Below are 26934 nucleotides of genomic sequence, written 5' to 3'. Positions count from 1 at the left end.
TTAGTTTTGATGTAATGTAACTTTTACTACTTAAATGCGGTGTTAATTCTGTACTGCAAACCGAAGTAAAAAACTCTTTGTTGATAGAAATTATAAAATCTTGAAGCATAGTTAGTATTATAGTATTGAGACATTTCATTTTTGTTGTTTAGAATGTTATTTATCGACAAAAAAGTTATAAGCGAATTAGAATTTCCAGTTCTGAAAACCTTGTTTACTGAAAAATCAATTTTATTATAATTATTAAGTTCAAATCCATTTATATTGTCAAATTCAGGTTGGAATACCTGCAGTGTGGGTACCCATATCGCATTACTTACAGAGGTAATAAAATTCCCAGGTCTTTTTATAAGGGATAATGAGACTGTTACATATTTGGGATTATTATATACAATCTGTGCCTTGATAAAATATTTAAGATTGTTTGAAGTATTGAATTTTGTGTTATTTGCGTATGCGTATTGATTCATATAGGTGTTTGCTAGGCTGAAAGATAAATTTTTGGAAAAGTCATAATTAGTTGATATTTCTATACCGAATGTGTTGATTTTACTATAGGAATCAGGGTTTTCAAATATGAAATCTCCGGAATCTTTTTTGTAATAGATTGCTGAAGAAATATTTAACTTTTTTTCCTGGTGATAATAATCCAACGCAATCTGTTGACTTTTTAGCAAAAAAATATTATGATTAAAGTAATTTGGGGTAGAATAACTATGATATTGCCCCATAGAGAAGATGAAACGGTTTTTAGGGCTAATATTATAATGTCCTGAAACCTGAGCACTCAGAAAATCTGAGGTTTGATTTTTAGGTAAGATATTCTTTCTAAACGCAACTGATATGTTCGATTTTTTAGAAGGAGCGTAGTCTGCATAAGTATATATTTCAGAATAATTAAAATCAATGTTATCAATTTGCTTATACTGAGGAAATTCTTTCTGGAGTGCAAAAAAATATAAGGGTTTTATTTCATTAAATGAATATGCAGTATTAAAAAAGTCGAATCCGTACTGAAGCGTAAACTTTTTAGAAAGCCTATATTTATGGCTAAATGAAAGCATAAATTGGACATTTGAGGATTTTGAATCTATACTTCCAAAATTAAAATTTTTATTACCCACATCAAAAACCGTCGATATTCTAAATTTAGATTTTGAATAAAGGTAATCTGCATTATTAATAGTGAAAAATCTTTCTTGAGCAGCTGCTGCCGAACCTGTATAGTTGTAAAGATTATTTATGGAGGCATATTTTTCATTAATAAAATAATTAAAAGAATTTACAGAGAAACGATCAGAAAAGTTATTCCTTATATTGAGTCCAAAATCGTTTGATGAAAATTCTTTGAGATTAGGAAGATTGCCACTATTTAAAAACAATAGCGCATCGGAAAACTGGTAATTCCCGTAAGTTTGTAGAAATGCTTTTTCTGATAGCCATTTGTTAATCATCATTCCGAAATTTGACAAGGCAGCGGAAACTAAAATATTTTCTTGACTTAAATTTTTATTGGTTTCTATTTCTATAATGCCAGCGCTCGAATTACTATATGATAGGGGTGGATTCGACGCATATACATATTGCTTGCCAATAATTTCAGTATTTAATAAAGAGAAATTACCAAGTCCATTGGTCTGCGAATTACGAACAGGATTTAAAACCGGGGCACCATTTATGAATACTCTAGTCCTGTCTGCTGTGCCCCCTCTAAGCACAGGATTTGCGGTTTCATCTGTATTGGTGGATGCTGGAAGTATGCTGATAGCGTGCAAAGGATCCCCCTTTGATACAGGATTAAAATAAATGTCCAGTTTTTCAATTTTTACAACTGAAAATTTTTCTGAAATTGGATTTTTTCCTACTAAAACTACTTCATTTATTTTATTAGAGTTTACGCTGTCGCTTCTTTTTTGAGTATAGAAAGGTGAGCATACTAAAAAGAAAAGTAGAAACAGCAATTTATTTTTTAACCAAGGCATAATATAGGAAAATCATTATAGGGAAAAGCATAAAAAGCCAAGAAATAATAATTGATATTATACTTAAAAAAAGTATATATTATATAAGGTGCCTTTTTAATATCTATCTAGAATAAAATATAGAAAGGAAATCGCTTAAGTCACTATAACTTAATGCTTCTTGTGAATATTTTCGGATGCTTTTCCTTCTATTATTAATGTTTTTAAGATGGATATAATCCTCTGATTTCATTTCAGGTAAACACAAAGGAAAAGTACGACATATTCTAGTTTCATATTGGGAATTAAAAATTTTTTTGTAAATATTTGGGTTCTGATTTACATAGGTGATTATTTCAAATTTTTCAGGAGATTCGATTTGATATTCTAAAAACTGAAAAAAGATTATTAACTGTTTCTGCATTCATTAGTCATAATTTAAAAGAATGATGGGAATTCTTTTTTCGCAAGATCTTTTATTTTTGTAGCGTCTTTCTCGCGACCTTCCGTTTCGTAAAATTTAATAAGCAGCCTATAGATATCTACTTTGCCCCAATATGGAGCGTAGTAATCTTCGCTAGAAGTCATAGGCAACGCAATTCCTTTAATGCAGTATTGTTCAACTTTAGTCATTCCTCCAAACATTTTCGGAGTATAAAAGTTATGCGATGCAAGTACATAATATGCTCTTACATTTTTAGGGTTTATTTCAAGGGATTTATCTGCATATTCCTGCGCTTCTGCAGAAATACTAGCTAGTTTTGTCATGTTAGCAAATTGAATTGAAAATGATTTGCAAGCAGCATATAAAGCATAATCCTCTGAAGTTTTTAAATTTTCCTGCAAAATGTTAAGAGCCTCGTCAATTGCTTTACTTGCCTTATCATTATCATTTACTGTTTTATATAGAATAGACTGTTTATAATATATGTATGCTTTCCAGTAATTTTTGAAGTTTTTAGGTATCTTATTATCAGTATTGATAGATTTTAAAAGATCGTTGAGAATAGTAGGAGTTTTGTTTCTATAGGCCACGTCAATCTTTTCGTCAACGATTTGTTCGTATCTGCCTCCAGTTGTTTGTTGAGCATTTTTGTCTTCGTTTTTTTTATCAATTGTAAGATGCGCATCTACAGTGTCTTTAGAAATAGTTTTTTTAGATGATAGGCTGTCGACAATATGAGATAGAGCCTTGTCATTATTGATGGTTTTAGTTTCAACTTTTTTATTTTGACATGAAGCGAAGCCGTTTAAAACAGCAAATAAGATTATTGTTTTCATAATGTTTTCCATTGATTTAAATTTTTAGAATTAGTGAGATGTTAAAAATATTGATAGGCATATGTGATTTGATTACATCAACATGACAAATATAATAATATCAGCCATTCAAAGATTAATATTAGCAAAAATTAATATTACTTGGAATAATTATAATGTTATATGCTTTATAGTTGTTTTTCTTCATTTTGCCAAATTTTTGGAATATTAGGATATATTCTAACTATAGGGAATTTGTGAGGTGATAGAGTTTTTAATAGGTCGTAGACGATTTTTAATATTTTAAGGTTTATTTTAGTGTGGAAGTCTTTTTTTTATCGCATTTGTTTATAGTAGTGTTATTTTTTTAATTGCCTGTTTTCTTATTATGATTAAAACATTAGAGTTTATTTTCTTACCTTTTAAAGAAATAGTTATTGTAAATTGTCAATGCGGATTAGGATGTTTTGCTTTGGTTTTATAGATACGAATGTACCATAATTAGATAATATCTCCATTACCCGATGGAAAGCGGGCTAGAGGAGCGCCTGCCGGTCTCGCAGCTGTACCACCTGATATTCCACGCGGTGCAGTTCGGCGGCGGATACATCCGCAGGGTGAAGGAAATTTTGACAAAGTTCTAAAAAACCCCTGCCTCGCGAAGGACCAGCTCTATGTTTCGGAAGGTCTTTCCAACTACCACATCTTGTATTTCCCCGCGCGTCATCCAGCGCACCTCAGTAATGCCCTCTTCGGTTTGCGGTTGTGGCAGATCCATTCCGCTGTATTTCATTTTAAACCAATGAGTTATTTTCAGTATCAACTTTCCATCACGCTCGCGGTAGGTATGATATGTGGTAGAGATAAATTTCTCCAGCCCTACGCCGGAGAGCGCCGTCTCCTCCGAAACTTCCCGAACGGCTGCGTCCGGCACGGTTTCGTTTTTTTCCAGCTTGCCTTTTGGCAGATCCCACTTGCCGAGCCGGTGGATGAAGAGAAATTTTCCCTCAGAATTTTCCACAAGCCCACCCGCAGCTTCTATATTTTTATAATGTTTTCGGAAATCGCTCCACATCCCTTCCACATCGTGGGACACTACGGCGAGGCTGCTGCGGGAAGTATTTTCCAGCTGGTCCACAGCAATATCAAAGGTGTGGGCGTCCTCAAAATGCAGAAACTTTTCATCAATATCCGCATTTTCTGCGAAAGACATCTGCTTCTCATTGACAAAAACTTTATACATTTGTAGGAATTTTATATCACAAATTTAGGAAAAATGAATTTACAGGGACGAAAAATCATCGTAAATAAATCCGCCGGAGAACTCGCTAGTATGCTTCGCGATCCGGAAAACTACCGCGCACTGATGCCGGATGACCTTCAGAAATTTGAGACTACGGCCGATGGATTCAGGTTTTCAATCAAAGGTATGCCGGAAGTTGCCCTTAAAATTGATGAAGTGACCGATCAGGACATTAGGCTTGTATCTGCCATGTCCGGACTGGATTTTAAACTGGACGGTAAGATGACGCCTGCTGGGGAAAACCAGACAGAAGCGCAGCTTTTGTTCGAAGGAAAATTTAACCCATTCATCAGGATGATGGCAGAAAAACCGCTGAAAAATTTCCTTGACAGCCTTACCGATAAGATTGAAAAACTTTGATGCCCAAAATTCCGCACCCTGCGGAATTTTTATTTCCCGGCACTGGGGATTTCCTTCGAGCTGAAGGTGCCGGAATTGTTGAAGAAAGTAAATTCAGAGAAATCATCCCGGGCGGTAAGGCCGTTGGCGCCCACGAGCGTGGAGCCGTCTTTATCCGTCACGAATACCGTATCCCGTGTGAACATTTTGTGATTTTTCTGATCCCAAAATATCCTCTGTGTCTCGAAGGTCTGGCCATCGTTTGTTATAATTTTAACATCGCCGGTGGCTGTGTAAAACTGCGCCAGCTCATTCATCCGGGCATATTTTGCCCAGATTCTGCCGGGGATTTCCGGCTTTTTTTTATCAAAATATTCCAGGTAGATACCTTTCTTGGCTTCTACATAGGGAGAATCTACCAACGAGTATTTCTCCAGAATCGGTGCCCGGAACCTCAGGTTTACATAGCCCGAATCATTCCGTATTATGTTGGCATTTAGTATGGTCTCGGTTGGGAAATTTTTATTATTTCTCCTGTCTTTTTTTTTCAATTCTTCCTCGCAGGAAACCAAAAAGGCGACAGAAACCATCGCCTGAAAAATATATTTAGCACAGCGGGGCATCAGTCGTACTGCCTTTTTTGGAACCATCTGTCTGCAAAATTAATTGCCACCCTGAAGTTGATGAAGGTTTCCTGGATCAGGCCGTTGCTGGTAGTTCCGCGCTTCCCAGCTTCCAGCGCAATATCCATACTGCTCTGGCGGTTGATGTTGGTATTGGCAAAGGGCAGCGTCATCCCGAGGGAAGCTCCAAAACTGTCCACACCTTTTGCAGGGGCATTATCCACCTGGAGTTTCAGGTTGCCTTTCTCATAGAAGCCCCCGAAGCGATAAGTAACGCGCGAGAAGTAATTTCTGAAATTATTATAATTGGGCAAATACCAGCCTCCAAGGGAAAATCTGTAACCATCTCGGTGCTGATAATTTAGCCCCGAAACCTCGATGTCCGGCATCTGGCGGAAATCTGCCTGCGTGGAGGCAAACCAGCGGCCATCTCTGCCGTATCCTATGCCCACGGAAAATTCGCTTGGGATTGCGGTTTTGCCTTTTACAGTTTTTTGCGAGATAAGCTGCTCGCCCGCTACATCGTTGCCTACATAATAATAGGTACTGTTGAGGATGGTGGTTTTAGAATCGCCCGATGGCTCCGTGGTGTAGCTCGCGCCCACTGTAAGCTTGTAATCCTCTGCCACAGTTTGCTGCCAGGTGGCACCGCCTGTGACGCTAAACGCAGAAACCTTATTCTTAGTTCTATATCCGTTGATTAATTCCGCCCCTGTGAAGGTAACTTCCTGCAGATCGTTCACGGTGCCGAAGTAATAGTTGCTACGGATACCCAGAGAAACCCCCTTCCCAATGGAGTATCCCAGCGCAGCCTGAGCGGTGTTTACCGAACCGTCTCCGCTGAATCGGTTTGCCTGCACCACATCATCGGCAAGCTTCCCTGTTTGCACAAGGCTATAATTCTTTGTGCTGTACGGCTGGAAACCGGCACCAAATTTTAATTTTGGGCTTAAGGGAAATGCCAGTGAAATGTTGGAAAAATAGGTGGAATGCTTTGTGACATCCTCAGCGCTTTCCGATTTGTACATAGTATTTTCATTGGCGACACCCATTGAAAAAGTAGCAAGCTCGAGGTTCTGGTTGGCGGCAGGATTTTGAAAGTTGAATTTATTATTAAAATCATTTACGAAAGCTGTAGAGATACCTCCCATCGCGTGATGGTCCAGCGTATTGTCGTACTTTACATCTCCTAGCCCGAAAGCGGCATAGGGCGAATTCCCGATAGTCTGCGCCTCCGCAAAATACCCTCCTGCCAGCAGTACCGCAAAACAGAATTTTTTCATCCTGAATTTTGTAAAATTAATTGGCAAATATCTTAAAATATTGTCAATTGGAAAAGTTAAAATAGGTTAAGATTAATAGGTTGAGAATGCACGCCTTACCAAACTTCAACCTTGACCTTAACAACCTCAATTCTAAAACCGCAAATCCTTATCTTTGGAAAATGGTTTGGGAAAACATCGTAGGGCAGGGTGCAGTAAAGAATGCCTTGCTGGAAAGCATTGCGCAGGATAGGGTAGGCCACGCACACTTGTTCATCGGGAAGGATGGCTACGGCAGCCTGCCTTTGGCGCTGGCTTTTGCGCGCGAAATTTTATCGCGGGAAAATCCCGATGCTGCAGAACGGGTGGATTCGCTGAACCATATCGATTTGCATCTGAGCTTCCCGACTTTCAACTCGGCGAAAACCGATGCCCTGAGCAAAAATTATCTGGAAACTTTTCGTGAGGCATTGACAGAAAATCCGTACCTCTCGCTGAACGACTGGATGACTTTCCTGGATGCCGAAAACAAGCAGCTGTTACTTTCTGTCAAAGAAATTTCTTCCTGGGTGGAAGATTTTGCGCTGAAAAGCTATGAAGGCGGCTCGAAAATTCTCATCGTGTGGAATGCCGATAAAATGCAGGCGAAATCTTCCAACAAACTTCTGAAATTTCTGGAAGAACCGCCGGAAAAAACGCTCATCATCTTGACGGCTGAAACGGAAGATAACTTCCTGCCAACGATTCTTTCACGAACGCAAATCACGAAAATCCCGAGGATTGAAGATGCTGCCATCGAGAATTATCTGGCGAAAAATTTTGATTTGCCTGATGAACAGCTGAAATCCATAGTTTTTCAATCTCAGGGCGATTTAAATTCGGCGCTGAAACTTGCAAATTCCGGAACGCAAACTTCCGAGTTTGAAACGCTCTTCGTTCAATGGGTGCGCGAAGCTTTTATGGTAAAAAACAAGCCGGAACTTTTGCGGAACATCATCAGCTGGGCAAGGGACATCGCATCCTGGAACCGCGAAAAGCAGAAACAATTTCTAGAATATTGCGCCAAAATGTTTCGGCTGGCATTGATGCAAAATTACGGACTTAACAATTTGGTTTACAGCAAAATAACGATGAGTAAATTCAATTGGGAAGCCTTCTCGAAGTTTGTTCACGGTGCCAATATCAGCAATATTCTCGAAGAACTTTCCGATGCCGATTTCCATTTGCAGCGCAATGCCAATCCGAAAATCGTGTGGACGGATGTTGGCATCAAACTTTCCCGATACATCCACATCAAGGCATAAAAAAAGCCGGCAAAATTGCCGACTTTCTCACAAACCTTAAAACCTTATTATTATGACTTATTCTGCCGTTGTTTCTGCGGTTTCTTCGGCATTTTCGGTTTTAGCTGGCGCCTCTTTTTTCGGCGCAGCTTCCACCGGTGCGTCAGAAATCACATCGAATTCATAGTTGTATTCCACATTTCTGTGAAGGCGCACCAAAGCGCTGTACTTCCCGGTTCTCTTGATGGTATTGCCCGGAATTTTGATGTATTTTCTGTCAATTTCAATGCCTTTCGCTGCCAAGGCTTCTGAAAGATCCGCATTGTTGATAGACCCGAAAAGTTTATCGCCTGCACCCACTTTCGCTTCGATGGTTACTGGCGTTTTCTTAAGCTGTTCCACCTTAGTTTGCGCGTCAGCAATCAGCTTTTCCTCTTCTTCTTTTCTCGCTTCTAGCGTTTCTTCCAGCTGCTTTCTGTTTTTCGGCGTTGCCAAAACAGCCAAGCCTTTTGGTATCAGGAAATTCCTCGCATAGCCCGGCTTTACGCTTACCGTATCGTATTCCAGGCCAAGGTTTTCCACATCTTGTTTTAGGATGATGTCCATTGTTGTTGTCCTTTTTTAGTTAGAATTATTGTTAATTCAGCAACAAAATATTGCCTTTTTTTAAATTTATTTCAAAAGGTCAGTCACATAAGGCATCAAGGCCAAATGTCTTGCTCTTTTGATGGCTGTAGATACTTTTCTCTGGTATTTCAGGGAAGTTCCGGTGTATCTTCTCGGAAGAATCTTGCCCTGCTCGTTTACGAACTGAAGAAGGAAATCCGGATCTTTGTAATCCACATACTTGATGCCGTATTTCTTAAAGCGGTCGTATTTTTTCTCAGTTTTAGTATTGATGTCCAGCGGCGTTAGGAATTTCACTTCGGATTCCCCACCTGCTGAAGCCTGCTTTGCCATTTCGTCAATTGCCATTGTCTTTCGTTTTTCGGGTTAGTTGGATTTTGCTTGTTTCAGTTTCGCTCTGCGTGTTTCAGCGTATTCCACCGCATACTTGTCAAGTTTCGTCGTCAGGTAGCGGATTACTCTTTCATCGCGCTTGAAGGCGGTTTCAAGGTCTGCTACTACATCGCCTGCACCTTTGAATTCGATGAGCGTGTAGAAGCCGTTCTTCTTCAGCTGAATAGGGTAGGCAAGCTTTTTCAGTCCCCAATTTTCTTTGGCAACAATTTCACAGTCTCTGGACTTCAGGAAGTCCACGAATTTCTGCACTGCTTCCTCCACCTGAGATTCAGACAGAACGGGAGTTAAAATGAAAACAGTTTCGTAGTTGTTCATAAAATTAAACTTTTGGTTAAAAATTCAAGGCGCAAAGATACACCATTTTTTCAAACCTGCAATGATTATCAGTGATTTATTTTGAAAAAAGTGACAAGCAACTCCCTGCTGCAGGTGCAACGCTGAAAAAGCGGAATTTTACGAACACTCAACAATAACTTTTTATTACAATGGTCTGCTGAAAAACCAAGTTGCGGAAGTTCTGAATATTTAAGGTATCCAGGGAACAATTTCTTCTCAGCGATTCTTATTAAAAAAGCGCCCTTTTCTCAGAATAGGTATGCATTAAATATTAATTATTGCAAAATGCTATGCGTGCATAACAATTTTTTTATCTATCTTTAGCGCAAATTTTAAGATAAGTATGAAAATTTTAGTGTGTATCAGTAGCGTTCCAGACACTACTTCGAAAATTAACTTTACAGCAGACAAGTCTGCGTTTGATAAAAACGGCATACAGTGGGTGATCAACCCTCACGATGAATTCGCCCTTACCAGAGCCGTTCAGCTGCAGGCATCCGGCGCATCGGTTACGGTGCTAAATGTGGGAGATGCAGGTACTGAGCCGGTTATCCGCAAGGCGCTGGCCATCGGTGCTAACGACGCCGTGCGTGTGAATATCGAGCCTAAAGACAGCTACCAGACCGCTCAGGAAATCGTTAATGTAGCTAAGGATGGGGGATACGACATCATCCTGATGGGTAAGGAATCCATTGATTATAATGGCGGTGCAGTGCCGGGTATGGTGGCGCAGCTTCTAGACATCCCTTTTGTAAATGCGGCTATCGGCCTGGAAGTAAACGGTGGAGAAGCTACCGCGCTCCGCGAAATAGAGGGAGGTAAAGAAAAAATCAGCGTGAAGTTGCCGGCAGTATTTGCTGGGCAGAAAGGTCTTGTGGACGAAAAGGAACTCATCATCCCAAATATGCGGGGCATTATGTCTGCTAGAACAAAACCTCTTCAGGTGGTGGAGCCGGCGTCTGGAGATGTGCGGGTAGAGCCGGCAGGATTTGAGAGCGTACCACCAAGAGCCGCAGTAAAGCTTGTGGAGCCAAGCAACCTAGACGAACTGGTAAGGCTGCTCCACGAAGAGGCAAAAGTAATTTAATCCAAACTTTAACAAAAAAATTCAATAAGAATATGGCAATCTTTGTATATGCAGAAAATATTAACGGCGTTTATAAAAAAGCAGCATTTGAAGCAGTGTCCTACGCGAAAGCCATCGCCGATCAGGCTGGCGACAGCGTGACAGCCGTTACCGTAAACCCGACGGATTCATCTGAGCAACTTTATAAATTCGGAGCTGAAAAGGTAGTGGTGATTAAAGATGAGGGACTTAAGAATTTCAGCGCACACGCTTATGCGAAAGCCGTGAACGAAGTTTTCGACGGGAAGATCATCGTTTTCCCACACACTGCCGATGCTTCTGCTGTGGCACCAATGCTGGCTGTGCTTAAAAATTATTCAATCATTACCAACGCACTGAAGGCTCCGGAAAGCGTGGCGCCGTTCCAGGTTACCCGCCGTTCATTTTCGGGGAAAGGCTACATGCACGCAAAATCTGACGCGGAGGGCGTAGTGGTAACAGTGCTGCAAAACGCTTTTGGCACTAAGGAAAACCCGGTGAGCGGAACGGAAGAAGTGAGGGAAGTTTCTGTAGCGAGTGACGATATTAAAGTAATTTCTCACGAACAAAGCTCTGGAAAGCTCGACCTGAAGGAAGCGGAAGTCGTGGTATCCGCTGGCCGCGGTATGAAGGGGCCTGAAAACTGGGGCATGATAGAAGAGCTCGCAGACTTGCTTGGCGCTGCTACTGCCTGCTCCAAACCGGTTTCCGATATCGGCTGGAGAACGCATAACGAGCATGTGGGGCAGACTGGTAAAGCCATCGCCCCTAACCTTTACATCGCGGTGGGTATCTCCGGCGCTATACAGCACCTCGCAGGCGTGAACGGTTCTAAAACCATCGTTGTAATCAATAATGATCCGGAGGCGCCGTTCTTCAAATCTGCAGACTATGGTGTGGTAGGAGATGCCTTCGAAGTAGTGCCTGCGCTTACTGAAAAAATCCGCGCTCTGAAAGGCTGATTTTAAAGCTTCCAAAATCTAAATTCAATTCCCGGCACTTTTCCGGGAATTTTTTTTTAGGATAAAACTGTACGCGTGAATCTCATTAATAATTATCACCGTAAATTTGCAGCATATGAGAAGAGATCAAAACTCACGAAGAGACAACAGGCAGAATCCCTCGTCGAAGAGAAGGGAACAAGGGGGCCGCAAAAACATAGGCGGTTCTGCATTTGATTCCAGAAATAAATATGAAAAAGGTGACCGCCAATTTTCCCGCGGAAATTCAGGAAATTTTGAGGACAGAGAGCGGCAGCAGAGAAATGAGCGTACTAAAAATTTCGTGCAAAAACGCCGCCTGGAGAAAATCGAGAGAGACATTCATAAAGATACCATCCGCCTGAACAGGTACATAGCCAATTCGGGAATCTGCAGCCGCCGAGAAGCTGATGAACTTATAAAGCAAGGACTGGTGGAGGTGAACGGAAAAGTAATAACCGAAATGGGCTACCAAGTACAGAAAACCGACAGGGTGGTCTTCGATGGGCAAAGCATCACACCGGAAAAACCGGTCTACATCCTGCTGAATAAACCAAAAGGCTACATTTCCACCACCAAGGACGAAAAGATGAGGAAGACTGTGCTGGATCTGGTAGCAAATGCCTCGCCGTACCGCGTGTTTCCAGTGGGGCGCCTCGACCGGAGCACTACAGGTGTTCTTCTTTTGACCAACGATGGGCATCTAACGAAAAAGCTGACGCACCCTTCTTTTAATGTGAAGAAAATTTACCATGTAACCCTCGACAGAAAAATTTCCCGCGAAGATCTGCAGCAGATTGCGGACGGGGTCCGTCTGGAAGAGGGCGTTGCAGAGGTTGATGCGATTTCCTACATCGAAGGAAAGCCGAAAAACGAGATAGGGATAGAGCTACACATCGGGTGGAATAGGGTGGTGCGCCGCATCTTCCAAAAGCTGGGCTACGAGGTGGAGGCTTTGGACAGGGTGATGTTCGCAGGCCTTACCAAAAAGAATGTAAAACGCGGCTATTGGAGAATCCTAAACGAACTCGAGGTGCAGAATCTGAAGAAACTGTGAGAATTATTAATGATTATTGATATGTCATTGATTAAAGCCTTAATCTCATCAAATGACTATCCCAGCACCGTCACGCTGTTCTCCAATAACTGATAAATGGTATCGCGGGCATTTTCTGGCTTTACATTTACCGCCCTGGTGCCGTTAAAATGGAGGCAGGTGATATAGCCGTTTCTCACCGCATCTAGGCAGGTGAATTTTACGCAATAGTCGAGTGCCAGGCCGGCAATTTCCACCAGCTGAATGTCGTGGTATTTCAGGAAGTCGTTCAGCCCCGTCTGCATAAAGTGATTATTGTCCTGGAAGGCGCTGTAGCTGTCAATCTCTGAATTTTTCCCTTTTTGGATGATGTGCGTAGCGCGGCTGGTGTTGAGAGTTGGATGAAATTCCGCCCCGGCGGTATCTTGTACGCAATGGTCCGGCCACATAAACTGCGGTATGCCGTTTAGAGAAATAGTTTCCCCAACCTTTCTGCCGTTGTTGCTTGCGAAACTTTTGTGATTTGCCGGGTGCCAGTCTTGCGTCAGCACTATTTGATCATAGGTTTCATCTTCCATCAAAAGGTTGATGTACGGGATGATTTCATTGGCACCGGGCACAGCCAATACACCGCCTTCGCAAAAATCATTCTGAACATCCACTACAATCAGCGCCTTTTTCATAAGTTAAAATTTGAAAATTAAGCGGTAAATTTACGACATTTACAAAAAATTAGCTATGGGTTTTTTCTCGAAATTATTAGGGGGCAGCGAAGATGAATCTGCAAATATTTGGCATTCAATAAATTCCGATGACGATATAAGACAGGCGATTGAGAATTCTTATCAAAATCCGGTGGCGATTTTCAAGCATTCCACGCGCTGCTTCATCAGTAAAACGGTGTTGCAGAATTTCGAAGCCGAAATAAAATCTTATCAGGGCGATGCCGAATTTTATCTTTTAGACTTGTTGAAATACCGCCAGATTTCCAATAAAATTGCGGAAGATTTCGGCGTTACGCACCAAAGTCCGCAGCTAATCGTGATTAAGGATGGCAAGGTTGTGAATCACGCTTCGCACAACAACATCAGCATCAGTTTGGTGCCATAAAAAAGGCTGCCAAATTGGCAGCCGAAAAATTATTTCCCGAGATAAGATTTCAGAATCTTGCTTCTCGTGTTGTGTTTCAGGCGCTTTATCGCCTTTTCCTTGATTTGCCGAACGCGTTCTCTCGTCAGGTCGAAAGTCTCGCCGATTTCTTCCAAAGTCATCGGATGCTTGCCGTTCAGCCCGAAGTATAGCCGCACCAAATCGGCTTCTCTCGGCGTAAGCGTTTGCAGCGCCCTCTCGATTTCAATCTGCAGGGATTCCAGCATCAGTTCCTTATCAGGGCTTGGCGATTCGCCGGAACGAAGCACATCGTAAAGGTTGGAATCTTCGCCTTCTACCAAAGGTGCATCCATCGAAAGGTGCCGCCCGGAATTCTTCATCGATTCCTTGATGTCGTCCTCACTCATATCCAAAACCTCCGCCAGCTCTTCCGGTGAAGGTGGCCGCTCGTTTTCCTGCTCAAGGTGGGCGTACGCCTTGTTGATTTTGTTGATGGAGCCAATCTTGTTCAGCGGCAGCCGCACAATTCTGGACTGCTCTGCCAATGCCTGCAAAATGGACTGGCGAATCCACCAAACGGCGTAGGAAATGAATTTAAAACCACGCGTTTCATCGTATCTTTTCGCCGCCTTCATCAGGCCAAGGTTGCCCTCGTTAATCAAATCTGGAAGGGAAAGCCCCTGATTCTGATACTGCTTCGCCACGGAAACCACGAAGCGTAGGTTCGCCTTTATCAGCTTTTCCAGCGCTGCACGGTCACCGGCACGGATTTTCTGCGCCAGCTCCACCTCTTCATCCGCAGTAATCAAATCCACCTTGCCGATTTCCTGCAAATACTTGTCGAGCGATGCTGTTTCACGGTTGGTAACCTGTTTTGTAATCTTTAACTGTCTCATTCTTTTTCACCAATTTTTACGGCTACAATTTTATATACGAAGAAAGTTCGGGAAAGGTTACAATTTTTATAATTTGCTAAGCGATAAGCGATGATTGATTAAATTTGTTTCAGAAAAAATTGAGCAATGAAAGATTTCAACTTTACCGAAAGGCATTATGAAAAGATGGTGGAGCTTGATGAGAAATTCAGAGAAATTCCGCAGGAAAAGCTGAAGGCGATGATTGCTGAAGGCGGAGAACTTGTCGCTAAAAACGGTGGCTTTGCCAATATTGATCCTTGCTCCACTTTTGATGAGATGCTGAACATCGGCGCATTTATCGAATTCAGAACTGCCAAAAAACTTCTCGGCGAATTCGTGAAGGAAATTGATCATTAAATGAAGGGGATAAAAAAGTTTCGCAAATCCCCAATTTCTTAATTTCCCAATTTCTAAATCCCCAAATCTCTAAATCTCCAAAGTCTCCAAATAAACCGTAAATTTGAAAGTTTTAATTTCAAGTATGAGCCAAAAGGCAGAACAGGAATTTATCGAAATCTACGGTGCAAGGGAGCACAACCTGAAAAACATCGATGTGAAAATCCCGCGGAATCAGCTGGTGGTGATTACCGGGCTTTCCGGCTCAGGAAAATCTTCCCTGGCTTTCGATACCATTTTTGCGGAAGGGCAGCGCCGCTACATCGAGACATTTTCCGCCTATGCAAGGCAGTTCCTCGGCGGTTTGGAAAGGCCGGATGTTGATAAAATCGAAGGGCTTTCACCGGTGATAGCCATCGAGCAGAAAACCACCAACAAAAATCCGCGTTCTACGGTAGGCACCATCACGGAACTTTACGACTTTCTGCGGCTGCTTTTTGCGCGCGCATCCGATGCCTACTCGCTTTCAAGCGGAAAAAAACTCGTAAGCTATAGCCCGGAGCAAATTCTGGAAACCATCAAGGAAAATTACAAGGGCGAAAAAATCTACCTGCTTTCGCCGGTTGTCCGTTCAAGAAAAGGGCATTACCGTGAACTTTTCGTGCAGATGTCGCGCAAAGGTTTCTCTCAGGCAAGAATCGATGGTGAACTGCGCGAAATAACGCCCGATATGAAACTAGACCGCTACAAAACGCACGATATCGACATCGTGATAGACCGCCTGATAATCGGCGAAGCGGCATCCGAAGCAAGGGTGGAGAAATCGCTGAAAACGGCGATGGATATGGGCGAAGGCATCATCGGAATTCAGAAGCTGAACGGCGATGAAATGGAATATTTTTCCAAAAACCTGATGGATACGGAGAGCGGACAATCGATGGCTTTGCCGGAGCCCAACACCTTTTCCTTCAATTCGCCGAAAGGCAGCTGCCCGAACTGCAAAGGCCTCGGCACGATAAAGAAAGTGAATACCGATTACTTCGTGGAAAACGAAAAACTTTCTATTGAGCAGGGCGCACTTTTACCATTGGATGACATTAAATCCAACCGTTGGATTTTATCACAAATTAAAAATATCCTTGAAATTTTTGATAAAAATTTAAAAACGCCTTTTGCCGAAATTCCGCAGGAAGCATTGGATTTAATCTATTATGGCGCGCAGAAAGAAGTGGGCAAAGAGCTGAAACACGCCGGAATTACGAAGAAAATCAAGGTAAATTTCGAAGGCCTTGTGCCGCTGATTGAAGAGCTGATAGAGAATAGGGATAATTACGATGCGGTGCTTCTGGAAAGGCATTTCACCACGGAAGAAACCTGCCCGGAATGTTCGGGAACACGCCTGCAAAAATCAAGTCTCGCCTTTAAAATTGACAATAAAAATATAGCGGAGGTCAGCAGTATGAGCCTTCTGGATTTTCAGGAATGGTTAAAAAATCTTCGCCCAAAATTCCCTAAAAACAAGCTCATCATAGCCGATGAAATTTTAAAGGAAATAGAAACAAGGCTGCAGTTTCTGCTGGATGTAGGCCTGGAATATTTAAGTTTAAACAGAAGTTCGCGAACGCTTTCCGGCGGAGAATCTCAGCGGATAAGGCTTGCCACGCAGATTGGTTCTCAGCTTGTGAATGTGCTCTACATCCTGGATGAACCTTCCATCGGGCTTCACCAAAGAGACAACGAGCGATTGATAAATTCGCTAAAAAACCTTCGGGATATTGGGAATTCCGTAATCGTGGTGGAGCACGATAAGGATATGATACTGGAAGCCGATGAACTGCTGGACATCGGGCCAAGAGCCGGAAGATTCGGCGGAGAAGTGCTTTGGCAGGGAAAGCCTTCCCAACTGAAAAGGGCGAAAACGATAACGGCGGACTACATCAGCGGAAAAAGAAAAATAGAAATCCCGGAAAATAGGAGGGAAGGCAGCGGCAAAAGCATCGTGCTGAAGGGTGCCACGGGAAATAACCTGAAAAATGTGACCCTGAAAATTCCGCTGGGAAAGCTGGTGGTGGTAACCGGTGTTTCCGGCAGCGGAAAATCTTCACTAATCAACGGCACGCTGTACCCGATTCTCAACCGACATTTTTATAGGGCAGTGCAGGAACCCTTGCCTTACAAAAAAATCGAAGGGCTGGAAAACATCGACAAAATTGTGGATGTGGATCAGACGCCGATTGGCAGAACGCCGCGCTCAAACCCTGCAACCTACACAGGAATGTTTACGGACATCCGCAATCTTTTCGCCGAACTTCCGGAATCGAAAATCCGCGGCTACAAACCGGGAAGGTTTTCCTTCAATGTGAAGGGCGGTAGGTGCGAAACCTGTCAGGGTGCAGGTTTGCGCGTCATCGAGATGAATTTCCTGCCGGATGTTTATGTGCATTGCGAAACCTGCAACGGTAAGCGCTTCAACCGTGAAACGCTGGAGGTGCGCTACAAGGGCAAATCGATTTCTGATGTGCTGGAAATGACGGTGGACGATGCGGTGGAATTCTTCCAGCCCATCCCGAAAATTTTTAACAAAGTAAAAACCCTGCAGGATGTGGGCTTAGGCTACATCACGCTCGGACAGCAGAGCACAACCTTGAGCGGCGGTGAAGCGCAGCGGATAAAACTGGCTACCGAACTCAGCAAGCGGCAAACCGGAAACACGCTGTACATCCTGGATGAACCAACTACCGGACTGCATTTTGAAGATGTGAAAATCCTGATGGATGCCATTAATCAACTGGTGGATCTGGGCAATTCGTTCATCATCATCGAACATAATATGGATGTGATAAAGCTGGCCGATCACATTATAGACATTGGGCCGGAAGGCGGAAAGAACGGCGGAACCATCGTGGCGGAAGGCACGCCGGAAGACATCATTAAATCCAGAAAATCCTTAACCGGAAAATTCCTGAAAAGGGAGATGGAGGAAAACGAACTTAGGCATTTTGATCATATATAGTTTTTCGCAACTGTATTATAAATCAATACTTTACATATATTTGCATAAGTAGACATAAGCCGATTTTATGTTTAAATATTAAAGTATTGGCACCTATGAATTTCAGCTTTAAACTTAAGGAGCCTAATTCTGACCACGAGACCCTGATATACTTCCGGTCATTTTTTGACCACGAGAAAAAGTCATTCATCTATTCAACAAGGCGAGAAGATTCACCTCAAGGAGTGGGATTTTAAGAATCGTGCCCGAATGATCTTAACGGAAGGACGAAGAGGGCAGAAAACCACAGAAGCATCAAAAAGCAACTCGACCGCTACAGCGGCCTGTTCACCGAGATAGTAAACCGCTATAAGAACATCAATGAAGAACTTACCACTAAAACTGTAAAGCAAAAATTAGACGCGGAATTCAAGAAATCAAAAGCCGCTTCCGATTTCTTCCGTATTTATGACGAATTTATATTGGATAAAGAGAGTGATTTTAGTGGTAATGCGATCTCGAAATCAACACTGACTCGCTATAAATGCAACAAGAAGCTTCTGGAGGATTTTCAAAATAGGACGAAGGTCAAACTGACATTGGAGAAATTTAACTAAAAAACCTACTCTCTTCTTGAAATATTGCGTGGAAGAACGGGAACATTCGGCGAACACGGTGCACAAAAACGCAGGTTTACTTAAGACTTTCCTTGCCTGGGCTTTCAACAAGCAATATACTTATAACAGCAGTTTCACAAAATTCAAAAAGCCCCCGAAGTTCCGAACGGACGAAATCGCGCTTAATATGCAGCAGGTGGAAGCCACCTACGATTACGATCTCTCGAACAATAAGAGGCTTGAGAAAGTGAGGGATCTTTTCGTTTTCGGCTGCACCACCGGTATGCGCTTCGGAAATTATCGAAGATTTCTAAAAACGACATCCCCATAAGAGGACCATCATACCGCTGAAAAGCCACCGGAGCTTCCGTTCAACGGGCTTTCATTTCTTGTCTTGCAGACAAAACGAAAGCTTAGTTATTGTAGGAAGTTTTTTATTGTAATTCAATAGGATTGTTATTTTTTCTCATTCTTTCTATAAATTCTCTTTCTTTAACTTTGTCAATATAATTCATTCTCCCATTGGATGCTTGAACGGGATTTTGATAATAATTTCTTTTTACTTTAATAAACTCCTCTCTATTTGTCAATATTTCCTGACTATACTTATAGATAATATTTTCAGGAAATTCCGTTTTTGAAATTCCAATTGCTTCTATATAGTATTGTTTTTTTGAATCTTCTATTCTTAAAATTAAACCTGGAAGACCACTAAATTTATAAGGGCCTTCTGATACTGGAATTTCATTTGTAAACCATGCATACCAAATTCTGCCTCCATATGTTAAAGATGCCCTTTTACAGTTATATCCCAATACTTTTAATTCTTGTAAATCTATTTTCCAATTATTTTTTAAATTGTTTTTTTCGAAGTAAATAAAATTTCCTACTCCTGCAATTTTCTCTTTAAAAATTATTGAATCATTAGCTTTTTCAATTGAAAAATTAAAATTAGATGTATATCTTGGTCGATTCAAAGAATTTGTTATGGTTGCGTTTTTGTTATTCTTTAATGAATAAAGTGTTGAGTCAGATTTATATTTGTTTAGTGATAAGAAGTATGATTTTTTAGAATTAAAAAAAAGATATGACAATTCATCGAATTTATAATTTTGTTCTGTGGAATCTTTTACAAAATTAATTTTGTAAGTAACTTTATAACTGTTAGATTGACTAAAAAAAAATTGTGATATAAAAACGATCACAAAGATTATGTATTTCATATAATAAATGTTTAATGCTAAAGAAGGGGTGTAATCACCCCCTCGAAATTTATGGGCAGTATTCAGCATCCATTGACCATATTTCCTCGATTATCTCAAATATTGAAAAATATTTGAAAAATGAAAAATAGTGGGATCCACCACAAGAATCATACCATGTAAATCCGTCCTCATTTAAGGCTTTTATGCTTCCTTTAAAGGTTGTTAGAAGTAAACTCTTTTGTTCGGATGTTATTTCTAACTTTTTGTTGCCAACAATGTTAATTTCCTTTGTTGAACTACTGGCAAATGTCATGCTACCAATTAATATAGCACTTAAAATAAAAACTTTTTTCATTTTTAAAAAAAATTAAATTAAACAATAATTTATCTATAACGGCTCTTTAAAACTTTCTATGCTATACTTTCAAGACGCAAAGTAAGAGCGGTTTTTGTAAAATTTCCTACAACGGAAAAAGTATTTGCGAAGGGCGGGCTAAATTTAACCGAAAGGTTCAATTTCGACCGAACGAAGCAAATTGCTTTTTCAGATTACTAAAATACAAAAAATTGTAATATGAAAAGCAATTTGCGACTAAATGCAACTGGTCTTTCTACTTGGTTTCAACCCCGCCTTTTGCAAATACTAAGTTGAACTAAACCTCCGGTAGTTTTTCCCATTCGCCGTTTTAGTAATTTTGTTTTTATTAACCTTTTAATAACTCATGAAATGGCTACAAAAAAAAATCTCCGGAGGATTTAAGGACCAACAAATTCCTGAACCGTGCCTCGAGCGAAGTTAACGGTTTTGCCGAACTTCTGCAACGCTTCGAAAGAAATATCTCCATCCTGGGCAGAAGCAGGCGTACCTTCGACAGTTATTCCCGTCACATTGCAGCCTTGGCGCTCTAAAAAAAGACATCCCCATAAGAGGACCATCATACAGCTGAAAAGCTACCGGAGCTTCCGTTCAACGGGCTTTCATCTTCTGTCCTGCGGACAAAACGAAAGCTTAGTTATTATTAGCTGTCGTTATTATTTTTCTGTTTCGTTTATCAATTCAAAACACAATAAGCTGAAAGATTTGATAGAATTATAACAGCTGTTTTGTTGGTTGCTCCTCAGCAGAGCCTAATTCCGTTTCGGTTGGCAGGTGCAAATTTCAATTGAAAAAACTATATTTACAAACTGTCAAAAAAGTAGACCACTTACCCTTTTCTTCGCCTTCCCTCAGGCAGGCTACCGTAGAAATAGCGATTAGTGCAAAAAATAACAATGTTAGAAGTTTTTTCATTTTTAATATTTTTATGGGGAGTTTGTTTTAAATGTTGTACAAAGGTCTCGGCTATGCGTAATGCGGGATTTCAAGGCACTTCACTTTCCGTTTAGCTGTTGGTTTATTTAATGTAATTACTTTCATATCAGCACTTTCGCCCGCATTACGTATAGCCAATGTTGGCAAATCGTTGTTTTTAATTTGTTCTCTTATTCAGATTTCATCATTATTAGAATCATTTTAAATGCTTCCGTTGCTTCCAATACATGTGGGATATTTGCTGGCATTACAATCATTTGTCCTTCAGTCAACATATTTTGCTTCCCTGCAATTGAAATCTCACATTTTCCATCAAGGATAATTACAATGGCGTCAAATGGTGCAGTATGTTCACTGAGATTTTGTCCCTTATCGAAAGAAAACAAAGTAGTTGAACCACACTTATTCTTAGCCACAATCTTGCTGACAGTTGCTCCTGGTGAATAAGCTATACTTTCTTTCAAATTAAGAACTTCTCAAATTTTAAATTTTGTTTCATATGTTCTTATTTTATTTCAACCAAAACCAACCATGACTTCCCGCTACTGCTCCGGCTGTCGTTATTAAACTGATTATTAACAATACCCAATGAAGTTTATGCATAATCCCAAATGTCTTTTCAGGATTTTTGCTAGCGTATTTCTTAAATACTTTGTGAAGTATGAATGGTTCAAGTACGTAAAGAATCAAAGAAAATATTATCCACACCAACGTCATAGCATGAATCCACCAAAAGCGATAATCTAAATATCTGTTCCACGCATTTAATTCGTATAGCATATAAAATCCCGAAAGTCCTGTCAAGAGAGTAGTAACTTTAGCTTGTAGGGCAAATTTCCCTTCAATAGTTTCAAAAGTCTTTATTTGTTCTTCCTTCGATTTCATTCTTTTTATTGCAGGTATTAATACAGTTGTCACCATTGACACCCCACCAATCCATAAAATGACCGCAATTACATGAATTACTCTCGCTAATGTGAAATATTCCATTTCTTATTTTTCAATGTTTGCCAACGGCCCGGCGGCTTTGCGAAGGCGGGGCTTTTACACCTAAAATTTCTATTAAAACTGCACCAAGCAAAAACCATTTTCGTTTTTTCAAAATTACAAAAAAATAAAAAACGAAATGGTTTTTTGCGACTAATAATGACGAAACTTTCAACGCAAGAGAAATTTATCCCCGCTTTTGCAAAACCGATGTTATGTGATGTGGCAATTTTGCGACATTTTTATTCGGTTAGATTCAGTTTCAGCAGTCTTTTTAGTCAGCAAAATTTTAAAAATTCAGCGTCAAATTTGTAAAAGTCAGGCACGAAAAATATTCAGAACGTTAAAATTCAAAAATTTTTTCGGAAAGGATTTGCGCGCGAATTTTTGTCAGCGTTTTTTAGTTTCAGGAAGTTATTTTTCAAGCGGAATTTTTTTATTCAACAGCGTAAATTTAAGGCGTTAAATTTTATTTCACGCAGAGATTCCGTTAGTGATGTGGTGTCAGAAATCAGTTTTTTAAGTCAAGTCCGTAATTTATTCAGTCAGTCAAGCAGAAAATGAATTCAGACCTTGTTTTCACGCACATTTCGGTCTGGATTCAGTTTCTATTTAATCACTCAAAATCGTGGAATTTATTTCGAAGCGTGATTTTTGATGCCATATCACATAACGGGAAAAGTATTTGCGAAGGGCGGGCTAAATTTAACCGAAAGGTTCAATTTCGACTAACCGAAGCGAATGCTTTTTTCGTGGAACTAAACTACAAAAAAAATTGTGGAACGAAAAAGCAGGCGCGACTAAATGCATCGGGTTTTTCTATTATATATTCAACCCCGCTAATAGAAATACCTTGTTGAACTAAACCTCCGGTAGCTTTTCCCATTCGCCGTTTTAGTAACTTTGTTTTTGTTAACCCTTAAAAACATATAAAATGGCTACAAAAAATCTCCGGAGGATTTAAGGACAAACAAATTCCTGAACCGTGCCTCGGGCGAAGTTAACGGTTTTGCCGAACTTCTGCAACGCTTCGAAAGAAATATCTCCATCCTGGGCAGAAGCAGGCGTACTTTCGACAGTTATTCCCGTCACGTTGCAGCCTTGGCGCTCTAAAAACGACAACTCCATAAAAGGACCATCATACGGCTGAAAAGCCACCGGAGCTTCCGTTCAACGGGCTTTCATCTTCTGTCCTGCGGACAAGACGAAAGCTTAGTTATTGTGCGTTTGTGCTTTTTATTTTGGTGTTACTTGCCAAGTTATAGTATCGAAGTTGAAATTGGTAAAAAGTTCATTTTGAGTTATTATCGTAACATCACCATGTCTTGTTTCTCTATTAAAATTGTAAACTCGATATATAAATGCAGAATCTCCATATTCCTCGAAAAAGTTCTTTTCATTTTTACTCATATAGAATGGTTGATTGAAACCTCCACTCGTTGTTTTCACTTCTATATAACGAGGTGAACCACAATCATTTATTGAGGAAATATCATAGCCTAAACCATCACCTTGCAATCGGCTCAAATGCTGAACATTTTGTATAGCACTTATCCTGTCTATTGAAAGCACTTCAATTAAACGGTCAATTTCAAACTCTAATATAAATTCTTCGCCCTGGTCGCCAATTTCATTATTTCTATCTCTTGCTTTTTCCCAATCAACTTTACGAGCAATGAAGCGTCTTGTTTTTTCCTTTATAGTTGTAATTTCCGCAGGTGGAATAACTGCTTGTGAAATAGGATTTAATAAAGAAAATTTTGCAGGACGTGAGCTCTTGTCAAGTACAAAACCCTCATCATATACTTTTCTTGTTTCCTGCTGATGAGCAACAATATTTCCTATTCGTTGAATAATAAGAACTTCGTTTCGTGTTGTTGAAGGTATATTGTCCTCTTCACTAAATTCTAAAACTGTATGCAGAAGTTTTTTTACTTCTGATGTGTTTAATTCGCCATAAACAGTTAATAATGGCTTTATTGCTCGTCTTATTTGAGCTTCTGTATGTGCTGCCATTAGTATTTTAATAATTTGTAATCAAAAGATGTTCTACATTTTTGTCATTCCTATTCATAAAGCTAACTAAATATGTTTTGTCGAACGATTGAATGTTCAATCCTTTTTTATCATATAACCCAAAAATAAAATCTGTATTCTTAATGATCATCATCCACTTGGCTTTGCATTTGTTTATTAAATAATTAGCCAATCTTTCTTGGTCTTTTCTTGTAAATTCATTCTTTGCATAAGTGCTAAACTCGCTGTCATAAGGTGGGTCGAGAAAAATGAAATCATTTTTTGATGGTATATGCTTTTCAAAAAACGCTTCGAAATCTTCATTTTCAATTATTGTATTGTCAAGCAAAGATTTTAGTTCTTCTGTTCTCAAATAATCAACTTTCTTTTGAAAGTTTTTTCTATTGTACGCAATTCCACCATATGGTACGTTAAATTCTCCTTTTGCGTTGTAGCGAAACATACCACTATATGCAAAGTTTCTTATAAATAGAAAAATTGCAGATTTGAAAGCATTGTTGATTTTATATTTTTTGGTGTTATTATAAATATGTCGGAAGTGCATATAAAATGCACTTTTTAATGCAGTTTCGATGTTATCCAAAATGTCGTTGTCAGGAAGAACGTTTTTAAGCTTTTCAAGTTCTTTCATTCGTTTGATTTTACGAATGAGGTTTATTTTAATTTCTTTGATAAAATTTTCAATATTGAAGTTGAAAATGGTTGAAAACATTCCATTGAATTGGTCAGAGTGTGTCAAAATAAATTCAAATAAAATGTCTTTGAGTTTATTGTCGTCTATTTTGTCAGTTGAGTATTTTTTATATGTTTGAATAAAAAACTTTTCGTTGTTTTGAATTACTGTTGTTAGTAAATCCCAATTATGAATTATTTCGTCAAGAGCTTTGAAAAATAATTGTCTGTCGCTGTTCGTGAAACTTCGATAAAGAGTTATTAACTCGTCTGATTTGTCATTTATGAAATATTTGTTTGCTTGAACTGCTGTATAAACTGCACCACCACCCACAAATGGTTCGTAATAATCGTTGAATTTTTCTTGTGGTAAATTGGGTAGTATGTATTTCAGCTCTTGTTCTTTTCCTCCTGCCCACTTTAAGATTGGGGAAAGTCTTCTTGTATGCACATAGTTAGTCAAACCAAGTCCAACTTGATTGTACGTTTCTACTGGTTCAGCTACAATAGTATTCATTTTGCTAATTTACTAAATATTTGCCATTTGAGGTTATCTGTCGAATTTTGCACTGTCGCTGTAGCATAACGGCTAACGGTTTGAATATTGCCGAAGGCGGGGATTTTTAGCACTAAAGTTCAATCGAAGGAAGAATGATAAAATTTGTACAAATCTCCAATCGAAGCCCTTTAACCCGCTTTTGCAAATACTATGTTGAACTAAACCTCCGGTAGCTTTTCCCATTCGCCGTTTTAGTAACTTTGTTTTTATTAACCTTTTAAAAAACATATAAAATGGCTACAAAAAAAAATCTCCGGAGGATTTAAGGACCAACAAATTCCTGTACCGTGCCTCGAGCGAAGTTAACGGTTTTGCCGAACTTCCGCAACGATTCGAAAGAAATATCTCCATCCTGGGCAGAAGCAGGCGTACCTTCGACAGTTATTCCCGTCACGATGCAGCCTTGGCGCTCTAAAAACGACATCCCCATAAGAAGACCATCATACTGCTGAAAAGCTACCGGAGCTTACGTTCAACGGGCTTTACTTCACTTGTCTATTATTTAATTAGGTGTTCAGTGATTTTCAATTCATCTTGTGTCCTGCGGACAAGACGAAAGCTTAGTTATTAGCAGAAGTTTTTTTTAGACTCCACCAGTTGCAGCAGCAGTCATCATCATCATGTATATATTTGCACCAAAAACTGAATAAATAGTTAGTTCATAAATTTTAATTTCATCATATTTATCTGTAATATTTTCAACTTCATAATTGTAGTTTAATTTACTCCAATTTACACTAGAATTTAAAATGCAAACTATTTCTCCTTCTTCATTTATTAATTCAAAGTACGATTTCCAAAATCCTTTTGATTTAAGTAAAAAATTCTCTTCAATATTTTCTTTATTTAGTATTCTAATAATTATATCTCCCTTCCAATTAAAGATAATATCACCTACATCCTTTTTATTTTTTATAATATCAAATTTACTTTGCCAGATATTTTTTGCTTTTATTTCAATATTTTCATTACCTAGTTTAGTCTTTGCGTTACTTGAAAACCAGTTTTTATATTTAACTTGTAAAATTTCATAGTTATCCCGTTGAATAATAAAATTTCCTCTACCAGCGACCGAAATAATTTTCATAATATAATATTTTGTTAAATGTTTGTTTTAAAATTCTGACTAACGTTAAACTTTACTATTGATAATCAAATTGTTTTGAATTCAATATCCTTATTAGTCAGTCCAAATTTAGTGATTTGTTTTTGTATTCTTTTGGCTGCTGCTATTTTTCTTTTCTCGTCCAGAAAAAGGTATTGTGAAGGCGGATTGTAACCTTGCCCCTTAACGAGCATATTCCATATAATGACGGCGAGCTTTCGGGCGAGTGCAGAAACAGCAGTTGCCCTTCCTTTTTTGTAGCTTAATCTTTTGAAGAACTCAGCGAGCCATCCCTCCTTTAGGTTGCCGATGGCATTGGCCGTGTTTCTGAATGCTATTTTCAGCCGCGAACTTCCCTTCGGAATGTGGTTGGATAATACTTTGCCACCACTTATTTTGTTGTTGGGGGCGAGCCTGAGCCATGCGGTGAATTGTTTTGCAGTGGGGAATTTTCTAATCCCATCTAATCCGACTTCTGCGATGAGAGCCATAATCAACCCTTCGCTTACCCCCTCAATCGCCATCAAGTCTATCCCTTCAAAATATTGGTAAGCAATTAAATTCATGTCGGTTT

General features: G+C 39.8%; 28 protein-coding genes. 10 read left to right on the top strand and 18 right to left on the bottom strand.

Annotated features, from left to right (window positions below; translation table 11 throughout):
• Nucleotides 1–26 precede the first annotated feature (26 nt).
• The gene (locus BUB43_RS02710; RefSeq protein ID WP_073178123.1) at nucleotides 27–1982 is read right to left on the bottom strand and encodes a TonB-dependent receptor plug domain-containing protein; all 1956 of its coding nucleotides are present in this window, start codon (nucleotides 1980–1982) and stop codon (nucleotides 27–29) included.
• A gap of 417 nt (nucleotides 1983–2399) precedes the next feature.
• Complete coding sequence (locus BUB43_RS02700; protein ID WP_073178120.1) at nucleotides 2400–3254, bottom strand: tetratricopeptide repeat protein; 855 nt, start codon at nucleotides 3252–3254, stop codon at nucleotides 2400–2402.
• Between the two features lie 491 nt (nucleotides 3255–3745).
• On the opposite strand from BUB43_RS02700, the gene BUB43_RS11065 reads away from it, so the two are divergent.
• Nucleotides 3746–3865 (top strand): fructosamine kinase family protein, encoded by a 120-nt coding sequence (locus BUB43_RS11065; RefSeq protein WP_143154016.1) that lies wholly within the window; start codon nucleotides 3746–3748, stop codon nucleotides 3863–3865.
• Here the strand turns inward: BUB43_RS11065 and BUB43_RS02690 are convergent.
• On the bottom strand, nucleotides 3862–4464 hold the full coding sequence (locus BUB43_RS02690) for an NUDIX hydrolase (RefSeq protein WP_073178118.1): 603 nt from the start codon (nucleotides 4462–4464) through the stop codon (nucleotides 3862–3864). The two genes, BUB43_RS11065 and BUB43_RS02690, sit on opposite strands and share 4 nt — an antisense overlap.
• Before the next feature lie 33 nt (nucleotides 4465–4497).
• Between BUB43_RS02690 and BUB43_RS02685 the strand changes: the two genes are divergently transcribed.
• Nucleotides 4498–4884 (top strand): orotate phosphoribosyltransferase, encoded by a 387-nt coding sequence (locus BUB43_RS02685; RefSeq protein ID WP_073178116.1) that lies wholly within the window; start codon nucleotides 4498–4500, stop codon nucleotides 4882–4884.
• A gap of 29 nt (nucleotides 4885–4913) precedes the next feature.
• On the opposite strand, the gene lptC is transcribed toward BUB43_RS02685, so the two are convergent.
• On the bottom strand, nucleotides 4914–5513 hold the full coding sequence (gene lptC / locus BUB43_RS02680) for an LPS export ABC transporter periplasmic protein LptC (RefSeq protein ID WP_227411542.1): 600 nt from the start codon (nucleotides 5511–5513) through the stop codon (nucleotides 4914–4916).
• On the bottom strand, nucleotides 5486–6769 hold the full coding sequence (locus BUB43_RS02675; protein ID WP_073178112.1) for a BamG family beta-barrel-assembly machinery protein: 1284 nt from the start codon (nucleotides 6767–6769) through the stop codon (nucleotides 5486–5488). The genes lptC and BUB43_RS02675 overlap by 28 nt, the downstream gene beginning before the upstream one ends.
• A 161-nt stretch (nucleotides 6770–6930) precedes the next feature.
• Here BUB43_RS02675 and BUB43_RS02670 point away from each other — a divergent pair, with 161 nt between their 5' ends.
• Nucleotides 6931–8052: a DNA polymerase III subunit gene (locus tag BUB43_RS02670; RefSeq protein WP_073178110.1), complete on the top strand. Its 1122-nt coding sequence runs from the start codon at nucleotides 6931–6933 to the stop codon at nucleotides 8050–8052.
• A gap of 57 nt (nucleotides 8053–8109) precedes the next feature.
• On the opposite strand, the gene rplI is transcribed toward BUB43_RS02670, so the two are convergent.
• From rplI to rpsF, 3 genes are all read right to left on the bottom strand, one after another.
• A complete protein-coding gene (gene rplI, locus BUB43_RS02665; RefSeq protein WP_073178109.1) occupies nucleotides 8110–8637 on the bottom strand; it encodes a 50S ribosomal protein L9 in 528 nt (175 codons plus the stop codon).
• 66 nt (nucleotides 8638–8703) lie between these two features.
• The gene (gene rpsR / locus BUB43_RS02660) at nucleotides 8704–9006 is read right to left on the bottom strand and encodes a 30S ribosomal protein S18 (RefSeq protein WP_073178107.1); all 303 of its coding nucleotides are present in this window, start codon (nucleotides 9004–9006) and stop codon (nucleotides 8704–8706) included.
• 18 nt (nucleotides 9007–9024) lie between these two features.
• Nucleotides 9025–9369, bottom strand: a complete 345-nt coding sequence (gene rpsF, locus BUB43_RS02655; RefSeq protein ID WP_073178104.1) for a 30S ribosomal protein S6 — start codon at nucleotides 9367–9369, stop codon at nucleotides 9025–9027.
• Between the two features lie 364 nt (nucleotides 9370–9733).
• Between rpsF and BUB43_RS02650 the strand changes: the two genes are divergently transcribed.
• From BUB43_RS02650 to BUB43_RS02640, 3 genes are all read left to right on the top strand, one after another.
• Entirely contained in the window at nucleotides 9734–10477 is a 744-nt protein-coding gene (locus tag BUB43_RS02650; RefSeq protein WP_073178103.1) for an electron transfer flavoprotein subunit beta/FixA family protein, read from the top strand.
• A gap of 32 nt (nucleotides 10478–10509) precedes the next feature.
• A complete protein-coding gene (locus BUB43_RS02645; RefSeq protein ID WP_073178101.1) occupies nucleotides 10510–11457 on the top strand; it encodes an electron transfer flavoprotein subunit alpha/FixB family protein in 948 nt (315 codons plus the stop codon).
• Nucleotides 11458–11572: 115 nt separating this feature from the next.
• Nucleotides 11573–12532 carry a pseudouridine synthase gene (locus BUB43_RS02640; protein WP_073178099.1) on the top strand — a complete coding sequence of 320 codons (960 nt, stop codon included), beginning with the start codon at nucleotides 11573–11575 and terminating at the stop codon, nucleotides 12530–12532.
• Nucleotides 12533–12588: 56 nt separating this feature from the next.
• On the opposite strand, the gene pncA is transcribed toward BUB43_RS02640, so the two are convergent.
• The gene (gene pncA / locus BUB43_RS02635) at nucleotides 12589–13194 is read right to left on the bottom strand and encodes a bifunctional nicotinamidase/pyrazinamidase (protein ID WP_073178097.1); all 606 of its coding nucleotides are present in this window, start codon (nucleotides 13192–13194) and stop codon (nucleotides 12589–12591) included.
• Nucleotides 13195–13249: 55 nt separating this feature from the next.
• On the opposite strand from pncA, the gene ytxJ reads away from it, so the two are divergent.
• Complete coding sequence (gene ytxJ / locus BUB43_RS02630) at nucleotides 13250–13621, top strand: bacillithiol system redox-active protein YtxJ (RefSeq protein WP_073178095.1); 372 nt, start codon at nucleotides 13250–13252, stop codon at nucleotides 13619–13621.
• 29 nt (nucleotides 13622–13650) lie between these two features.
• Here the strand turns inward: ytxJ and BUB43_RS02625 are convergent, their stop codons facing one another.
• Nucleotides 13651–14517 (bottom strand): sigma-70 family RNA polymerase sigma factor, encoded by an 867-nt coding sequence (locus BUB43_RS02625; protein WP_073178093.1) that lies wholly within the window; start codon nucleotides 14515–14517, stop codon nucleotides 13651–13653.
• Between the two features lie 126 nt (nucleotides 14518–14643).
• Between BUB43_RS02625 and BUB43_RS02620 the strand changes: the two genes are divergently transcribed.
• From BUB43_RS02620 to BUB43_RS02605, 3 genes are all read left to right on the top strand, one after another.
• Nucleotides 14644–14895, top strand: a complete 252-nt coding sequence (locus BUB43_RS02620) for a hypothetical protein (protein WP_073178091.1) — start codon at nucleotides 14644–14646, stop codon at nucleotides 14893–14895.
• Between the two features lie 124 nt (nucleotides 14896–15019).
• On the top strand, nucleotides 15020–17887 hold the full coding sequence (gene uvrA / locus BUB43_RS02615; RefSeq protein ID WP_073178089.1) for an excinuclease ABC subunit UvrA: 2868 nt from the start codon (nucleotides 15020–15022) through the stop codon (nucleotides 17885–17887).
• Between the two features lie 624 nt (nucleotides 17888–18511).
• Nucleotides 18512–18814 (top strand): site-specific integrase, encoded by a 303-nt coding sequence (locus BUB43_RS02605; RefSeq protein ID WP_159430222.1) that lies wholly within the window; start codon nucleotides 18512–18514, stop codon nucleotides 18812–18814.
• A 103-nt stretch (nucleotides 18815–18917) separates the two neighbouring features.
• Here BUB43_RS02605 and BUB43_RS02600 read toward each other — a convergent pair whose 3' ends face one another.
• From BUB43_RS02600 to BUB43_RS02555, 8 genes are all read right to left on the bottom strand, one after another.
• Nucleotides 18918–19706, bottom strand: coding sequence for a GLPGLI family protein (locus BUB43_RS02600; RefSeq protein WP_159430221.1), 789 nt, complete (start codon nucleotides 19704–19706; stop codon nucleotides 18918–18920).
• A 49-nt stretch (nucleotides 19707–19755) separates the two neighbouring features.
• Nucleotides 19756–20043, bottom strand: a complete 288-nt coding sequence (locus BUB43_RS02595) for a hypothetical protein (RefSeq protein ID WP_073178084.1) — start codon at nucleotides 20041–20043, stop codon at nucleotides 19756–19758.
• A gap of 1127 nt (nucleotides 20044–21170) precedes the next feature.
• Nucleotides 21171–21464, bottom strand: coding sequence for a cupin domain-containing protein (locus BUB43_RS02585; protein WP_073178080.1), 294 nt, complete (start codon nucleotides 21462–21464; stop codon nucleotides 21171–21173).
• Nucleotides 21465–21510: 46 nt separating this feature from the next.
• Nucleotides 21511–21990 (bottom strand): hypothetical protein, encoded by a 480-nt coding sequence (locus BUB43_RS02580; protein WP_073178078.1) that lies wholly within the window; start codon nucleotides 21988–21990, stop codon nucleotides 21511–21513.
• Nucleotides 21991–23223: 1233 nt separating this feature from the next.
• Nucleotides 23224–24003: a protein NO VEIN domain-containing protein gene (locus BUB43_RS02570; RefSeq protein ID WP_073178075.1), complete on the bottom strand. Its 780-nt coding sequence runs from the start codon at nucleotides 24001–24003 to the stop codon at nucleotides 23224–23226.
• Between the two features lie 7 nt (nucleotides 24004–24010).
• Entirely contained in the window at nucleotides 24011–25213 is a 1203-nt protein-coding gene (locus BUB43_RS02565; RefSeq protein WP_073178073.1) for a DNA adenine methylase, read from the bottom strand.
• Between the two features lie 625 nt (nucleotides 25214–25838).
• Nucleotides 25839–26342 (bottom strand): hypothetical protein, encoded by a 504-nt coding sequence (locus BUB43_RS02560; protein WP_073178071.1) that lies wholly within the window; start codon nucleotides 26340–26342, stop codon nucleotides 25839–25841.
• 65 nt (nucleotides 26343–26407) lie between these two features.
• On the bottom strand, nucleotides 26408–26926 hold the full coding sequence (locus BUB43_RS02555; RefSeq protein ID WP_083541125.1) for a transposase: 519 nt from the start codon (nucleotides 26924–26926) through the stop codon (nucleotides 26408–26410).
• Between the last annotated feature and the right edge of the window lie 8 nt (nucleotides 26927–26934).

The organism is Cruoricaptor ignavus (assembly GCF_900141665.1).
Classification (GTDB): Bacteria; Bacteroidota; Bacteroidia; order Flavobacteriales; family Weeksellaceae; genus Cruoricaptor; species Cruoricaptor ignavus.
The sequence above is the reverse complement of the archived record's forward strand: the minus strand, read 5'-3'. Positions and strand labels throughout refer to the sequence as shown.

Bases quoted from the DNA above. Each gene is read 5' to 3' on its own strand.
- BUB43_RS02710 (WP_073178123.1), bottom strand. From the start codon at position 1,982: ATGCCTTGGTTAAAAAATAAATTGCTGTTTCTACTTTTCTTTTTAGTA.
- BUB43_RS02700 (WP_073178120.1), bottom strand. From the start codon at position 3,254: ATGGAAAACATTATGAAAACAATAATCTTATTTGCTGTTTTAAACGGC.
- BUB43_RS11065 (WP_143154016.1), top strand. From the start codon at position 3,746: ATGGAAAGCGGGCTAGAGGAGCGCCTGCCGGTCTCGCAGCTGTACCAC.
- BUB43_RS02690 (WP_073178118.1), bottom strand. From the start codon at position 4,464: ATGTATAAAGTTTTTGTCAATGAGAAGCAGATGTCTTTCGCAGAAAAT.
- BUB43_RS02685 (WP_073178116.1), top strand. From the start codon at position 4,498: ATGAATTTACAGGGACGAAAAATCATCGTAAATAAATCCGCCGGAGAA.
- lptC (WP_227411542.1), bottom strand. From the start codon at position 5,513: ATGGTTCCAAAAAAGGCAGTACGACTGATGCCCCGCTGTGCTAAATAT.
- BUB43_RS02675 (WP_073178112.1), bottom strand. From the start codon at position 6,769: ATGAAAAAATTCTGTTTTGCGGTACTGCTGGCAGGAGGGTATTTTGCG.
- BUB43_RS02670 (WP_073178110.1), top strand. From the start codon at position 6,931: ATGGTTTGGGAAAACATCGTAGGGCAGGGTGCAGTAAAGAATGCCTTG.
- rplI (WP_073178109.1), bottom strand. From the start codon at position 8,637: ATGGACATCATCCTAAAACAAGATGTGGAAAACCTTGGCCTGGAATAC.
- rpsR (WP_073178107.1), bottom strand. From the start codon at position 9,006: ATGGCAATTGACGAAATGGCAAAGCAGGCTTCAGCAGGTGGGGAATCC.
- rpsF (WP_073178104.1), bottom strand. From the start codon at position 9,369: ATGAACAACTACGAAACTGTTTTCATTTTAACTCCCGTTCTGTCTGAA.
- BUB43_RS02650 (WP_073178103.1), top strand. From the start codon at position 9,734: ATGAAAATTTTAGTGTGTATCAGTAGCGTTCCAGACACTACTTCGAAA.
- BUB43_RS02645 (WP_073178101.1), top strand. From the start codon at position 10,510: ATGGCAATCTTTGTATATGCAGAAAATATTAACGGCGTTTATAAAAAA.
- BUB43_RS02640 (WP_073178099.1), top strand. From the start codon at position 11,573: ATGAGAAGAGATCAAAACTCACGAAGAGACAACAGGCAGAATCCCTCG.
- pncA (WP_073178097.1), bottom strand. From the start codon at position 13,194: ATGAAAAAGGCGCTGATTGTAGTGGATGTTCAGAATGATTTTTGCGAA.
- ytxJ (WP_073178095.1), top strand. From the start codon at position 13,250: ATGGGTTTTTTCTCGAAATTATTAGGGGGCAGCGAAGATGAATCTGCA.
- BUB43_RS02625 (WP_073178093.1), bottom strand. From the start codon at position 14,517: ATGAGACAGTTAAAGATTACAAAACAGGTTACCAACCGTGAAACAGCA.
- BUB43_RS02620 (WP_073178091.1), top strand. From the start codon at position 14,644: ATGAAAGATTTCAACTTTACCGAAAGGCATTATGAAAAGATGGTGGAG.
- uvrA (WP_073178089.1), top strand. From the start codon at position 15,020: ATGAGCCAAAAGGCAGAACAGGAATTTATCGAAATCTACGGTGCAAGG.
- BUB43_RS02600 (WP_159430221.1), bottom strand. From the start codon at position 19,706: ATGAAATACATAATCTTTGTGATCGTTTTTATATCACAATTTTTTTTT.
- BUB43_RS02595 (WP_073178084.1), bottom strand. From the start codon at position 20,043: ATGAAAAAAGTTTTTATTTTAAGTGCTATATTAATTGGTAGCATGACA.
- BUB43_RS02580 (WP_073178078.1), bottom strand. From the start codon at position 21,990: ATGGAATATTTCACATTAGCGAGAGTAATTCATGTAATTGCGGTCATT.
- BUB43_RS02570 (WP_073178075.1), bottom strand. From the start codon at position 24,003: ATGGCAGCACATACAGAAGCTCAAATAAGACGAGCAATAAAGCCATTA.
- BUB43_RS02565 (WP_073178073.1), bottom strand. From the start codon at position 25,213: ATGAATACTATTGTAGCTGAACCAGTAGAAACGTACAATCAAGTTGGA.
- BUB43_RS02560 (WP_073178071.1), bottom strand. From the start codon at position 26,342: ATGAAAATTATTTCGGTCGCTGGTAGAGGAAATTTTATTATTCAACGG.
- BUB43_RS02555 (WP_083541125.1), bottom strand. From the start codon at position 26,926: ATGAATTTAATTGCTTACCAATATTTTGAAGGGATAGACTTGATGGCG.